A 13,595-nucleotide genomic window follows, 5' to 3' on the forward strand; every position below is an offset into this window, starting at 1 on the left:
CGCCACTGAGCATAAAAACGAATTACAGCAGAGTAATTGTTACGTCAACATTGCCACGTGTTGCATTGGAATAAGGGCAAACTTCATGTGCTTTGTTGATCAGATCCTGTGCAACAGCACGATCCAGACCTGGCAAAGAAACATTGAGTGCAACAGTAATACCAAAGCCGCCTTTACCGTTTGGACCGATACCGACCAGACCATTGACGGAGACATCTGCTGGAACGGCGATTTTTTCATTCGCGCCAACGAATTTCATTGCGCCGATAAAGCAAGCAGAGTAGCCAGCAGCAAACAGCTGTTCTGGATTTGTGCCTTCGCCGCCTGCGCCACCTAATTCTTTTGGTGTCGTCAATTTTACGGACAATTGGTTGTCATTGGAGGTTGCGCGGCCATCACGACCACCAGTTGCTGTTGCGTTTGCTGTGTAAAGTACTTGCATGAGATTCTCCGGTAGGTAATTAAAAAACGACTTGCTGCGTCGATGATTAATAATAGTACGCAATTAAATTGTGCGCAATCTATTTGAGTGTATTTTTTTGATTGTTTTTTTCTATGGGTAAGATAGTTTGCCCTGGTTTTTGCTATCTATTACGTTATTTACTAGGCTATTCGTTAGGCTATTTGGTCTGTCGATTCGCCATGCAACTCTTCGCGTAAGTCGTTCAGTTGCTGCCGTAATGAGATTAATGTCTCTAGTGTTTGGCCGCTCGCGCACACGATTTGGGGTGGAATCGCCATTGCTGCTTTGCGTAACTGCTTACCTTCGGGCGTCAGCAAAATACGCACTTGGCGTTCATCTTGCGCGTCGCGTTGACGAATGAGCAATCCTGCCGATTCTAAGCGTTTTAAAAGTGGCGTCAGTGTTCCTGAATCGAGAAAGAGCGCCTGACCAATCTCTTTGACAAGGACATCGTCCTGCTCCCACAAAACGAGCATCACCAAGTACTGCGGATAAGTCAGATTCAATGCCTCCAGCAAAGGCTTGTAGGTTTTTGTTAATGCCAGCGAAGCGGAGTACAACGCAAAACAAAACTGATTGTCGAGTGCCAACATGTTGGTTTCTTTTGTTGTTTTTTTTGTCATTTTGATCTCTGCTAATCGGTTCAGGTGAGGGCAAATAACGTCATGCGACGCTATTCCATCATGATAATCAAAATTCTGGCTCTCGGTTGGCGCATTTCCGGTGATTGCTGCAAGGTATAATGTCGGCATTCCGAAAAAACGTAAAAAAATTCAAAAAGCAGAGGTAATCGTGACTTTTATTAATAAACTCAATACAGCATGGACCGACCACCAATCACTTTTATGCGTGGGATTAGATCCTGATGTGAGCCGTTTCCCGGCAGAACTTGCTGGAAAACCGGATGCGATCCTGTCATTTTGTAAAGCCATGATTGATGCAACTGCGGATCTGGCGTGCTCTTTCAAGCCGCAAATCGCGTACTTTGCTGCTCTGCGAGCAGAGGATCAATTAGAAGAAATTTGTCGTTATATTAAGACGCGTTATCCGACCATTCCATTGGTACTCGATGCGAAACGGGGTGATATTGGAGCAACGGCAGAACAATATGCACGTGAAGCCTTTGAGCGCTACCAAGCTGATGCGGTAACAGTGAACCCGTATATGGGTTTTGACTCTGTGGCACCGTACATGGAATGGAAAGAAAAAGGCGCGATTGTCTTGTGCCGTACATCCAATCCAGGCGGTTCTGATTTGCAATTTTTAGATGTCGGTGGCAAACCGTTGTATCAACACGTTGCCCGTCTGGTCGCTGAAAAATGGAACGTCAATGGCCAATGCGCTTTGGTTGTGGGGGCGACTTTCCCCAATGAACTGGCACAGGTGCGTGAGATCATCGGGGACATGCCGCTTCTCGTCCCCGGCATTGGCGCGCAAGGTGGCGATATTGCTGCCACTGTCCAAGCGGGTAAAACAACCAACGGCACAGGGATGATGATCAATTCATCCCGCGCTATTTTGTACGCGAAACCAATCAATGCGGAAACGTACACAGACGCTGCTCGCCGCGTTGCGCAAGAAACGCGTGATGCGATCAATCAGTACCGGTAACTTATACCTAAAAACGCAACCCAAAAAAGGCAATCCAAAAAAGCAACTAAAGGCTTGCCTTCATCGATGCACATCACTGATCACGCCATCATGTCACTCTGGACCTGAGATGCTGTCGTTCCTGTAGGGGCGACGCATCGGCGGTCATTGGGTCGTCCCGCCTGATAAATGAGGCTTCAGTCGCTCATAACCTGCACGGCTCACTGGCAACGTTTCTCCGCTTTTTAGAACAGCAACGATACTGTCTTTGTTCGGGCGCTCAATATGGCTCATTGCGGTCAAGTGCAAGAGATAGGAGCGATGAATGCGCACAAATGGCGCTGACTGTAAGAGCGCCTCTACCTCGGACAAGGTCTGCGTTTTCATCCAACGCTGTGATGCCGTATGAATCCAAATGTAGTCATCTTCGGCTTTGATGAAGCGGATGTCACCCATCGGAATAGAGTGAGTCTGTCCCCGTTCGCGGACCATGAGCCGCTGATTTTTGATGCTATTGTCAGCAACGAGATGTTGGATGACATTGGGCGTGACGCCGATGTTATCTTGGGGGACTTGCGTTGGTGACGTCTTTGTTTGCTTATCCGTTGCAAGTAATCTTTTTGCTTTGTCGAGGGCAAGATCAAAGCGTACCTGAGAAAAAGGTTTCAATAAATAGTCAACAGCGTGTAAATCAAAAGCGCGTAAAGCAAATTGATCATAGGCCGTTGTAAAGATCACTCCTGTATGGCGACCTGAGATCTCCAAGACTTCGAGTCCCGTGAGCTCGGGCATCTGGATATCAAGAAAGATCAAATCCGGTTGTTGTCGCTGTATAGCGTCGACCGCTTCGGTGCCGGTTTCGCATTCTGCGACGATCGTGATGTCGGGGTGTGGGCGCAAATATTCGATGATCAGTCGTCGAGCTAACTCTTCATCGTCAGCAATCACAACGTGTAGCGGTCTACTCATGGTGTGCAAACTCCAAAGGTACGGTCAGTTCAATTGAAAAGGTGTCCGTTGTGGTTTTCCACATGACGCGTGCCTGATCGTCATACATCGCTTGAAAACGAGCGCGCAGATTGTGCAATCCCATGCCAGAGCCAGCTGATGGTGGGCTCTCTACTGAAAAGGGATTGCTCATCTGAATATGAAGCCACTCTTCATGTCGGATAACATCGATGGTGATGCAGCCACCAACACGCACGGTACGGATGCCATGCTTGATCGCATTTTCTAAGAGCGGCTGCAGAATCATCGGTGGAATCAGCGCAGACTTGAGCAGCTCATCAATGCGGATCGCCGTTGTCAGCTTATTGCCAAAACGAATTTTCTCGACGGCCAAAAAATCGTGACACAAGCTCAGCTCTTGTTCTAGCGTTACTTTTTCTTTTTCAGATAGCGTGAGTGTTTTACGGAAAAAGTCAGCCAATGCAATGGTCATGTCCCGTGCTGCGACCGGATCAATGGTGGTGAGTGCGCTGATGGAGTGAAGGCTGTTAAAGAGGAAATGCGGATCAATTTGCGAGCGTAACACTTGCATCTCCGCGTCGCGCGCCAAAAGACGGGCAGTGGATTCTCGTTGCTCAGCCGCTTTTACTTGATCAAAAGCGATGACCATGTCATAGGTCAACAATGCAAGCAGATAGAGCAAGGCACTGGTTGTGACGATGGAAAGTCCGAATTGATAAGAGATGACCAGTATTGGCTGATTGAACAGACTGCTGAATAAAAACACCCATCCGTAAGCAAAACCAAGACACAGTAACGCTGAGATCACAGCACTCAGAATAAAGACGAGGCTGATCGTAAAAAACGCGTATTTCTTGATATGGAAGGACTTGGCAATATAGTACGCAGACGTCGTCAAGAATCCAAATATGAGGCTTACTGGGAGGGTAAAGACACTGGCATTCGACCAGTTAGCGATCCCCGTAGCGACAATTAATTTGATGACCCCCAACCCCATGACAAGCCATAGCACGATGTGCCATAAAAACCTGCGAAAGTTTGAAAGGATGGGGTGCATAGCACAATGATTTGTTAGTTTTTAATTTCAACACTACCCATGATGGCGTAACCCTGAATATAAAGTATTTTGGCTCGCTGTATAGGGGGAATCGTTCTGTCCTCAAATCCACCTAGGATAGGAATGCCTTGCGAGACCACCTGCCAGTCGGTTGGAATTTTTAATTCTATACCGCCCCAGACTGCAAAGACATTGATGGTTGCGCTGCCTTCGATCGATGCATTTCGTAGGTCCAGTTCAATGCCTCCCATGACGGCAGTCAATTCGCCTCCTTTGAAGTTGTGCGAGGCATTTTGTACTTTCGATGCACTCATGACCGCCGATAAATTGCACACCGTATGAAGGTCCTGCCCGTCGCTAGTGAAGGTGTTGTCGGGCGTGATTTCAGACTTGATTCTGTCTTTAAAGATAATCGATAAGCCACCGAAAATCATGATGATAGGCCACCACTGGCGACTACTGAAATACACGATGCCTAAGTGTTGCAGCGTCATGAGTGTACCGATCGCAATGAAGCCACCACCGACCAATTGTCCGGATACCGTGTTACTGCGCGACATTTTAAGGGCACCAATTAAAATAAAAACGGTCGGCCAGAAGTCGAGGATGACCCGCGCATTAAAGATATTGAGGTTGTCGATCAATGACAACACACCAAAAATTAAAATGATGGTGCCAAAGACGACGCGATTATGTTGTTTTTGCTGTTTCATGTGCTGTACTCCACGTAATAGACCGGGATAGCCCGATGATGTCATCTGACAAGGAAAAGTGAATCGTGATTAAGGCTGCTTGGGAGATGAAAGTAAGCCTGAAACGATACCTTTCACTCCGACAGCGATGAGGATGAGGGGCCAACTAGTTCGAAAGGTCCACCCCCATAGATGCTCCATGGAGGCAAAAATCCAAAATGCGATGATCAGGTGAAAGCATCCTTTGGCGATGAGTTTCGGTGTGCGACCAATGAGAATATCGATGATACCTGTCAGTGCAATGTAGCCAGCGACGTAAAACCACCATTTCAGATAAAGTAAATCGGTGAAAGAGTCCCAGCCATTCAGTAAGAAAAGAAAACCCACCGCCACCAGTGATAAACCAAAAATCAAATTCTTGGCATTCCTGGCCGACGCTGCTGCTATGTGCTCACCCATGTGACCTCCCTTGAACGGTGACTTTGTGTTTTAGCAAGATAAGGGATCTTGCCATCGATGTCACGTTTTGGTCGGTTAATGACCATCATTGTCGGTCATTGACGATGTGTGCTGCTGATCGGTGGTAGATGTGGGGCTAGAAAACGGATATCGCCTCCGGTGCAGGAGGCGGTATCGTTCAAGGTGACCTTCGTTGATTAGCTCAGTAGTTGATTAAAAAACTCAGCCTGCCGAACAATGCGTTTTGACTCCATACCTAACACATTGTGCGTTTCTTGTAGGATGAATTCGTTTGAGCCTTTGGTGCAGTAGATGATGCCGCGGAAGTTTGTTCCTAAATAGACGAAAGGTGTGACTTTTGTTTTGACCGGCGTATCGTTTCCAAGAAGTGCACGGAGTTTGCGCTCAACATCATACATATTCGTTTCATTTAAATTGACCATTGCCCCTTTGGGCGTTGGAAAACTTGAAGTGAAAGCGGGTTTTTGGCCCATCGGATTCTTGATGGTGATTTTAATTCCTAGTTTTAAAAATTTAGAGACGGCAGTAAAGTCGTTTTCATCATACATAGCAAGTTCCTTGGGTAGTGCATGCGATTGCGTGTCGCTTAGATGCATCCGTAAAGCTTGCCAGAGTTCCTTTATATTGACAATATTGAATACGCAAAAGGGACTAATTTTGTGTTTTGCACACGGGTAATTCCAGCGACTGCAAAATATCCCCCTGTTGATTATCAATAAATGCCACGACCGCGAGATTTTTCCGATTAGCTTGCGCTGGAACAGCGAGCTGTACACGATCTATACGTTTGACGCCGGGTGTCAATTTGATGGGGGCAGCCCATGTCCGGACGACGGCGTCATGCGATAGCGTGCTACCACGGTTTTCGCCCGCCTTAACTTGGCTAATGAGACCACTCTCGATCAACGCCAGATGGAGTTCGCCCGCTTGTTGTGTGTCAGTGCTGCTTTGAACCTGAACAAGGTTATCGACCATAGGGGCACTGCTGAGTTGGATGGACGCAGAGGCGGGCTGTTGATTGATGCGTCTCACCCGTGCGACAACATCATCGCGCCAGTTGGGTAACTCTTTTCCGCTCAGAAAAAATTCCGGTGTATAGACACCGCGTGCGCGCGACTGGTGCGCTAAGGTTTGCTGACGCTCCGTGTGCCAGCTTTGCGCGTAAGGATCTTTCCAGCCAATGTAATCCCAATAATTCACGTGTAACGCGATGGGAATCACTTGATCAGTCGATAGACCTGTGAGTGATTGGAGATGTTGAACCAAGCGATCTGCAGGTGGGCAACTGTCACAACCCTCAGAGGTGTAGAGCTCTAACAGTGCGATGGTGTGTGTGGGACTGGTTTTAGTACAGATTTCACCTGCAACACTGACATGAACGGCAACCAGCAAAGCAAGAAATAGCGTTAAAAGTTTCATAAGAGCTCCATGGTAACGATACCTATGGGTCAATCGAGACGCCGATTCCTTACACTTGATTGATGCATACCTGTCGCTTAAACATCAGTGAGAACGAGTGATCTGAAGCCCGCGTAATCCTGTGGAACGCGTGGATCGATCACCAAGAGTGTCCGTAATTGTGCCAGTAACGTATCGTGTAACGCATGATCTTGCGTGAGCATGGTTGGATCAGGATCGATAACATGCAATGTATCGGCAAAGCGTTGTAGTACCAATTGCGGATGCTGTTCGATGAGTGCCGTATCCGGTGTTCTCCAGGTGCCAACCGCACCGGTATCCTGACGCATGGAGACTTTTGTGGCAAGTACGATCAAATTGTAACTATCGGCTGATTTTGCCCAGCACACTTGGTGCTGAAATTGTCGGTGTAATCGTGTCAGCATAGGTGCGATGATACTGGGCTTCCCCCAAACATTGGCAATCAGCACGCCACGTTCGTTTAATTGCTGGTAACAGGTAGCATAAAATGGTGCAGAATTTAAGGCAGGGACGAGACCTTGGATGTCATAGGCATCAAGAAAAATGACATCAGCGTGATAATCCTGGCGAGGGAGCCATTCGACTGCGTCAGCATGAATGATGTCGAGTCGCTCATCGTCGGCAGGGAGACCAAACGCATCCCTCAAGGCAATGACATCAGCATTAATTTCAATGGCAGTGATACGGCATTGCGGAAAATGTTCGTAGCAGTATTTCACAAGCGAACCACCACCTAAACCGATCAAGACAATATGTTTTGGCGATGGATTAAACAGTAAAAAACCCATCATCGCTCTCGAATAAGCACAGAGTAACTGCGATGGTTTCTCAACATGCATCGCACTCTGCATACAATCCGGTGTCAGATACATGAGACGCAAGGGGGCGTCGTCGAGAATAAAGGGTTTACCGCCTGCTGCTGTCGCGAGCGCTTTGAGGAGCGACTGATGCTGCGCCTCTTCTGGCGTTTGCTTTGTTAAAAACAGGCGCGATAAACTGTGACGAGCTTGGGCCATCTTGTATGGTTTCTGTTAGGCGAGTTCGATGGATTGGCGCTTACGCTGCTGATGTTGCTCGATCAAGTGCTGCTTCTAAGGCGGCTATTTTTTCTAACAACGCGGCGTTTTCTTGTTGAAGCGACGCAATTTTTTGCTGCAAAAGTTGCGTATCTGCGGAACTGCTGGCAGCAGACGCATCAACGTGTCCATCTGGAGGCGGCAAGGCGTCGCCCATTGGTGCTTCGTCATCGGGCGATGTGACTTTTTGTTTTTTGAATGGTGCTTTTTGTTCGCGAATTTTTTCACGGACTTGCCTTGCCGCTTGTTGCAACTCTTTACGCCCACCAGCCACTGCCGCAATCTGCTCTTCATCAGGTAAAGAGGCAACCGCCGCTGCTGCGCTGATCGAAATCGTGCCATCGCGCACTGCCTGCACTAATGCAGGGGAGGCTGTACGTTGGATTTTTTCGATTTGGACGACAGCATTGCTGCTAATACCCGCAACACGTGCGATTTCTTGGCGGCTTTGCGTTGGTTTGATGACAGGGACGGCGATCTCACTCTCAGCATGAGCAGCCGCGCTCGATTCATCGTGTTGTCTTTCGTGTTGCTTTAATCGAGCAGTGATAATTTCTTTTTTTCTGAGTGCCAACATGCCGCGCTGGAAATCCGAAACGCTGCGTCGTGCCAGATGATTATCGATCATCCAGAGTTGTACGTCCTCAATGGTGCTGAAATGGTCGTTTTGTACGACCTTGAAAGGGATTTGATGTTTTTGGCAGATCGCATAGCGGTTATGACCATCAATGAGCACGTCTCCCCAGCACACGAGCGCGTCGCGGCATCCTTCGGAAAGAATACTGCGCTCCAGTGCTTCGTATTCATGCTCTGTCAGTGGATCGATATAGGCACGTAATGCCTCGTGAATCGTGATGCTCATAACGTCGTTCCTGCAATATGTCTTAGAAGGCGGAATTGTAGCTGATAATTCATCAAAAAATAGGCGATCAACCCGCGATCATCTGACAAAAATTTACAGCATAAAATATCCTTGTGCGAGGGGGAAATACAGGATACCTCTCGCCGCACGTGTACAATGGCGAACCAGCCGATTGTTGTTGCAGACTGCTCGTTTGCTTCGTTACAGCAATCCTCTGAACTTGTGTATCTCACCAAAGTTGTAGAACATCGGACGACGGACGCCGTTGCGCAGTCATGCCGTCGTATCGTCGGATCGCATCGCAACGTAATCTCACAGGGCGCGTGGGCGCCCGCACAGAAGGAACCCCAATGACAATGACATATGAGCAATATCTCGATGAGGTCACCACGCTGATGACCGAAAAATTTGACCTGACTGACGAAGATGCGATCAAGCATGTCATGCGAGCACAGGCGAACGATTTCTTTACACTCCACGATGATTTACCAGAAATGCGTACGCAAGAACGTGCTGAGCAAGATGCGCAGACCATCTTTGATCAGCGTAACAAGTCTCGCCCCCACACGCCGCCACAACGTTCTGGTAAGCCGCGTAAATAAGCAGGATAAGTCAAAGAGTTCAGATGAAAACACCAAAAAGAATCCAGCCGCTGGTCGAAGAGGGATTAGTCGATGAGGTTCTGCGTCAGTTAATGAGCGGTAAAGAAGCAACGGTCTATGTCGTCCGTTGTGGTGAAGAGATTCGCTGCGCTAAAGTCTACAAAGAAGCAAGCCAGCGCAGCTTTAAGCAGGCAGCCTCTTATCAGGAAGGCAGAAAAGTCAAAAATAGTCGGCAAGCGCGTGCGATGGAAAAAGGAACACGCTATGGCCGCAAAATGCAGGAAGAGGCGTGGCAACATGCAGAGGTGGATGCGCTCTACAAATTGGCTGCAGCAGGAGTCAAAGTGCCTCAACCTTATAGCTGTTTTGAAGGTGTCTTGTTAATGGATTTGGTCACGGACGCCGAAGGTAATGCCGCACCGCGTCTCAATGATATTGAACTTTCCCCAGAGTTAGCGCGCCAGTATCACGGCCAATTACTGCATCAGGTCGTCCTCATGCTTTGCGCGGGGGTGATCCATGGCGATTTATCTGAATTTAATATTCTGGTCGATGCGGATGGTCCGGTGATCATTGATTTACCGCAAGCCATCGATGCGGCCAGCAATACTGAAGCTTCTACCATGCTGGCACGGGATGTCGATAATCTTGCTGCCTATTTTGGTCAATTCGCCCCCGAGCTCAACGGCCTGCAATATGGGAAAGAAATATGGAATCTCTATGTAGCAGGAGAATTGACGCCAGAGAGTGTGCTCTCTGGACATGTCGCTGAGGATACCCGCCCAGTGAATGTGGAAGAAGTGATGCAAGAAATTGAGTCAGCGATCCTCGAAGAGAAAGAGCGTTTGCGCCGCTTGGCGGAGATGTCTGGCGCATAATCCCGTAGCGGTTTGATGCGCTAATACAGATCTCGTCTACCTGAAAACCTATGCATACTAACGAGGTCTCCACTGTGAATTCAGTGGAGACCTCGTAGCAAATTGCTGAAGAGTCCGCTCAGGAGTCCAACATACTACGTTGTTATTTCTCGACGTAAGTGCCGGCTTTGAGCTCAGGCCAATTTTGATCTGCCGTTTTGATGTAGCCAGGAATGTCCTCTTCCCAACGCTTTAGGACGACTTTACTGAGATTTAGATAGAGTTTGCCATCGACGACTTTGTAAGCATTGGGATCGGTCTCTGGTGTATAGCCTTGTGCGACGCCATAGGCGCAGTATCCGCCGTATTGTGGTGCGTATTTTTCTGGGTCGGCTTTAAATGCTTCGAGATTAGCCTTGGTGCTGAAGTGCCATGTTGCGCCTTGCCATTCGTAGGATAAATTCGCTTTACCTTTGACTGGCTTATTTTGCGTGATGTAAGCGACGGGATCATAGCCGCGAATCGCCCCCGCCTTGGTGGAGAAGATCGGTGCAACTGGGTCTGCAAAAGCGCTACTACCAGCAAATGTCAGTACTGCAGCAGCGGCGAATTGAATCAAGAGTGAACGGCGTGTCATTGACATGGTAAGGTTCCTTTAAGCGAATCATTCGATAACAACAGGTGGTTAATCTATAGTCGCAATGAATCTGAAAAACTTACACTGCGACATCACTTATTTTTTTGCTGCATCGCTACCTCTAGCGCAGCGATATCATCCATGAGTTGGATAGGCACGTAGCAAAGTACTTCAATCGATGGATCGGCAAACACACTGCGTCGATCGCGATCCGCAGAGAGTTGATTCATGATGACATCACGTTGTTTGAGTAATGCCGAAATAGGGCGTTGATAGAGGTGAATGAGTGCTGCCAAAAACTGATTAATCTCTTTGGTCTTTTTGTTGGCTGCAATTTTAAAATGACGTAATCCACGTTCACATTGCGCTTGATTTAACCAAGGACCCTTAGTGACCCATCGATTTACAATGAAGAAACCACTTGGGATGCCTTGAGCATCCATCGATACAGCCACCAGATGCGCGGGTGCTGGGGAATACTTGTCCGTTGGACGTCGCAAGCCAATTTTTTCGGCGTGGACAAACAAATGAAAATGTCCGTGCTCAACAAAAGGGCGCTGTAAGCCAGGATGGGCATGATAAAAATATTGTGATGCATTTTTATCGTCCCTAACATCATTGTTCGGATAGTGTTCCCATTCGACGAAAACATCGTCGCCAATCAAGCTCTGTACCACTTGTTGATTTTTTTCACCGAGCGATTGAAGGCTGAGAACTAACTGCGTCGCCGCTTTCCAAGCTGCGTCGAGCTCGTCTTGTTGATAGTCTGACCAAGTGGCGTGGTGTTTGAGTACCTTAGGGAGTTTCATCGTAGTGACGTACGTTGTGGGTAACGGCAGGAGAGAGGTGTGCGGCAAGTGATCCATCAATGATCATGCGGTAGCGGCAGTCAACGTTGTCGACCGCCGCATCCAATCAAGAAAAATTATTTCTTGGCAGCACAGCAGCCTTTTTTCGCAGCACAGCAACCCTTTTTCGCAGCACAGCAGCCTTTTTTAGCGGCGCAGCAGCCCGCTTTTTTTGCATGTTTCTTTGCTTTAGCAGCAGCGCAGCAACCTTTTTTCGCAGCACAGCAGCCAGCTTTCGCAGCGCAGCATGCTTTTTTACCAGCACAAGCAGATTTCGGTGCGCAAGCAGCAACAGCAGCAACAGGTGCAGCAGCGATTGCAGAAGCGGCAACAACAGAAGCACTAACGACTTTTTTCAATGCATTGGTCAGGGATGTCGATTTCATGGGATTCTCCGGTTTGAATAAACGAGCCCGTAGCTAGGCTAAATAGATGATGCGATTTTTGATGCTACAGGCAGTTGGTCGGAAAACATATGAAAAACTTACAAACATAGATGACTTTTCGTAAAAGAAAATAAAATTCTTTAATTTCTATCATTAAGAAATTAAATTCTTTTATTTTTATTTATGAGAATTTTTAAATTGGCGGTCTGTTTGATATGGTATGAGAGAAGTTGATGTTTGATGGTGATGAATTCTCGACGTAAGGAGTTCGTTGATCAAAAAAAAGCATGACGATCATACGTCATGCTTGGACCGACATTCGATGCGGCATTCATTTGGTCAATGCCTTCAGATGCCTTTTTATTGACGAACGCGCTTCTTAGCGCCAGTTGCGGGGCTCGATTTCGCTTTAAATGCTGGTCGATTGCCTGCTTGCGGAAATCCCGGTTTGTCTCCCTGCGCATTTTGCATCAAGGCCGCAGGAAATTTGACGGCAGATTTTTTTACAGGTGCAGCAGATGCGGTTGCTGGGGTTGTTGGTGCTTCGTCTTGTCGACTATCGGATGCAACGTTTGTCGTTGTCACTGGGGTTGGAGTCGTTGTACTGACAGAAGCTATGCCCTTAGCAGGTGCCGCTTTCTTCGCTGGGGTTTTCGCTAAGACCGGTGAATTCGCCGCAGTATCAGGCTTTTTGGCGGTCGCTACCTTTGCACCGCCAGCGGCAGACTTGGATGCTGGCTTCGTTGTTGGCTTAGTAACTGCCTTAGTTGCTGCTTTGGTTGCTGCTTTGGTTGTTCCGTTCGTTGCTGGCTTCGAACTTTCCGTTTCGCTCGCCTTGACTGGTTTTTCACTACTGTCGCTCAACAGCGTTAACTGGGTGTGAACTGGCGTCTCTGAGGTCGCCTTTGTCGCTGCCTTTGTAGGCGTCTTTGTAGCCGCTTTCGTTGCTACTTTTTTTGTCGTAGACGATGCTGCTTTGGGTGTTTTGGAAGCTTTTGATACGTCAGCTGTTGAGGTGGATGGTGTTGTTGTGGTCATTGTTTTTGTTATCGCTGGCGCGGTCACTGATACTATCGCTGGGGCTGTGATTGCTGCTGTGACTGCGACATGTTCTTGTGCCTTATTGACTAGCCCAAGGATGTCGTCACGAAAGCTTGCAGAAATGGCGGCGAGATCGCGACCATAAGCTAACAAGCGTTCCATCTGCGGGGTGCTTTGTTCTTGTGCATGGGTGATTAATTCATGCGGTGCCTTCAGTGCGAAAGCCTGTTCGGTATTGCTAGATAGTCGTTCAAATGCTTCTTTGGTTGTTGTCAGGTGCAAGGCAACCAATTTTTCCAGTCCGCTGAACGCCGCCTGAGAGAATGCCTGAAACGTCGCGAGTTGTTTCTCGATATGTTCTTGCGTTGCAGCAGAAATCTGTGGGTGAAGCAAAGACATACATCTCTCCTTATGGTGTGAGGAACTATAATTGGATGGTCAATGGTGGGAAAATCGAGACACATAAAGCTTGCTAAAACCTGCTATTCCATTTTAACGCTGGATGACACACATCGCTACTGAAATATTTTGCAGTGCAGCATAAATGTCTTGTTTTAAGATTAATAGACTCGTGTGCTGGCCCCAAGTTCATGCA

The 13,595-nt window shown here is 47.9% G+C and carries 17 protein-coding genes; 4 read left to right on the top strand and 13 right to left on the bottom strand.

The genetic code is table 11. From position 1 onward, the window contains the following. Positions 1-22 precede the first annotated feature (22 nt). Positions 23-442, bottom strand: coding sequence for an organic hydroperoxide resistance protein (locus tag ACO0K2_RS03060; protein WP_423015605.1), 420 nt, complete (start codon positions 440-442; stop codon positions 23-25). A gap of 173 nt (positions 443-615) precedes the next feature. Then, on the bottom strand, positions 616-1,086 hold the full coding sequence (locus tag ACO0K2_RS03065; RefSeq protein WP_423015607.1) for a MarR family winged helix-turn-helix transcriptional regulator: 471 nt from the start codon (positions 1,084-1,086) through the stop codon (positions 616-618). 169 nt (positions 1,087-1,255) lie between these two features. Between ACO0K2_RS03065 and pyrF the strand changes: the two genes are divergently transcribed. Then, complete coding sequence (pyrF, locus tag ACO0K2_RS03070; protein WP_423015609.1) at positions 1,256-2,074, top strand: orotidine-5'-phosphate decarboxylase; 819 nt, start codon at positions 1,256-1,258, stop codon at positions 2,072-2,074. Positions 2,075-2,218: 144 nt separating this feature from the next. On the opposite strand, the gene ACO0K2_RS03075 is transcribed toward pyrF, so the two are convergent. The 8 genes from ACO0K2_RS03075 to ACO0K2_RS03110 all read right to left on the bottom strand — a co-directional run bounded on the left by ACO0K2_RS03075 (position 2,219) and on the right by ACO0K2_RS03110 (position 8,629). Further along, complete coding sequence (locus ACO0K2_RS03075; RefSeq protein ID WP_423015611.1) at positions 2,219-3,022, bottom strand: LytR/AlgR family response regulator transcription factor; 804 nt, start codon at positions 3,020-3,022, stop codon at positions 2,219-2,221. Beyond that, positions 3,015-4,034, bottom strand: a complete 1,020-nt coding sequence (locus ACO0K2_RS03080) for a sensor histidine kinase (protein ID WP_423015613.1) — start codon at positions 4,032-4,034, stop codon at positions 3,015-3,017. Before ACO0K2_RS03080 ends, ACO0K2_RS03075 begins: the two co-directional genes overlap by 8 nt. A 59-nt stretch (positions 4,035-4,093) precedes the next feature. After that, positions 4,094-4,792: a LiaF transmembrane domain-containing protein gene (locus ACO0K2_RS03085; protein ID WP_423015615.1), complete on the bottom strand. Its 699-nt coding sequence runs from the start codon at positions 4,790-4,792 to the stop codon at positions 4,094-4,096. A 69-nt stretch (positions 4,793-4,861) separates the two neighbouring features. Then, positions 4,862-5,230, bottom strand: coding sequence for a hypothetical protein (locus tag ACO0K2_RS03090; RefSeq protein ID WP_423015617.1), 369 nt, complete (start codon positions 5,228-5,230; stop codon positions 4,862-4,864). A 197-nt stretch (positions 5,231-5,427) separates the two neighbouring features. Continuing rightward, the gene (locus ACO0K2_RS03095) at positions 5,428-5,799 is read right to left on the bottom strand and encodes a hypothetical protein (RefSeq protein ID WP_423015619.1); all 372 of its coding nucleotides are present in this window, start codon (positions 5,797-5,799) and stop codon (positions 5,428-5,430) included. A 103-nt stretch (positions 5,800-5,902) separates the two neighbouring features. Further along, complete coding sequence (locus ACO0K2_RS03100) at positions 5,903-6,670, bottom strand: DUF1223 domain-containing protein (RefSeq protein ID WP_423015621.1); 768 nt, start codon at positions 6,668-6,670, stop codon at positions 5,903-5,905. Between the two features lie 77 nt (positions 6,671-6,747). Beyond that, on the bottom strand, positions 6,748-7,707 hold the full coding sequence (locus ACO0K2_RS03105) for a transferase spermidine synthase (protein WP_423015623.1): 960 nt from the start codon (positions 7,705-7,707) through the stop codon (positions 6,748-6,750). A gap of 40 nt (positions 7,708-7,747) precedes the next feature. Further along, positions 7,748-8,629, bottom strand: coding sequence for a hypothetical protein (locus ACO0K2_RS03110; protein ID WP_423015625.1), 882 nt, complete (start codon positions 8,627-8,629; stop codon positions 7,748-7,750). A gap of 350 nt (positions 8,630-8,979) precedes the next feature. On the opposite strand from ACO0K2_RS03110, the gene ACO0K2_RS03115 reads away from it, so the two are divergent. After that, positions 8,980-9,231, top strand: a complete 252-nt coding sequence (locus tag ACO0K2_RS03115; protein WP_423015627.1) for a hypothetical protein — start codon at positions 8,980-8,982, stop codon at positions 9,229-9,231. A 23-nt stretch (positions 9,232-9,254) separates the two neighbouring features. Continuing rightward, positions 9,255-10,109 carry a PA4780 family RIO1-like protein kinase gene (locus tag ACO0K2_RS03120; RefSeq protein WP_423015629.1) on the top strand — a complete coding sequence of 285 codons (855 nt, stop codon included), beginning with the start codon at positions 9,255-9,257 and terminating at the stop codon, positions 10,107-10,109. Between the two features lie 142 nt (positions 10,110-10,251). Here ACO0K2_RS03120 and ACO0K2_RS03125 read toward each other — a convergent pair whose 3' ends face one another. Together ACO0K2_RS03125 and ACO0K2_RS03130 are read right to left on the bottom strand one after the other, a co-directional pair. After that, positions 10,252-10,731 carry a YHS domain-containing (seleno)protein gene (locus tag ACO0K2_RS03125; protein ID WP_423015631.1) on the bottom strand — a complete coding sequence of 160 codons (480 nt, stop codon included), beginning with the start codon at positions 10,729-10,731 and terminating at the stop codon, positions 10,252-10,254. Between the two features lie 86 nt (positions 10,732-10,817). Next, entirely contained in the window at positions 10,818-11,534 is a 717-nt protein-coding gene (locus tag ACO0K2_RS03130; RefSeq protein WP_423015633.1) for a DUF6969 family protein, read from the bottom strand. Positions 11,535-11,657: 123 nt separating this feature from the next. Between ACO0K2_RS03130 and ACO0K2_RS03135 the strand changes: the two genes are divergently transcribed. Further along, positions 11,658-11,996: a hypothetical protein gene (locus ACO0K2_RS03135; protein ID WP_423015635.1), complete on the top strand. Its 339-nt coding sequence runs from the start codon at positions 11,658-11,660 to the stop codon at positions 11,994-11,996. Between the two features lie 323 nt (positions 11,997-12,319). Here the strand turns inward: ACO0K2_RS03135 and phaP are convergent, their stop codons facing one another. Then, on the bottom strand, positions 12,320-13,399 hold the full coding sequence (gene phaP / locus ACO0K2_RS03140) for a TIGR01841 family phasin (protein ID WP_423015637.1): 1,080 nt from the start codon (positions 13,397-13,399) through the stop codon (positions 12,320-12,322). Positions 13,400-13,595: the final 196 nt, after the last annotated feature.

The organism is Undibacterium sp. MH2W, assembly GCF_049340215.1.
Lineage (GTDB): Bacteria > Pseudomonadota > Gammaproteobacteria > Burkholderiales > Burkholderiaceae_D > Undibacterium.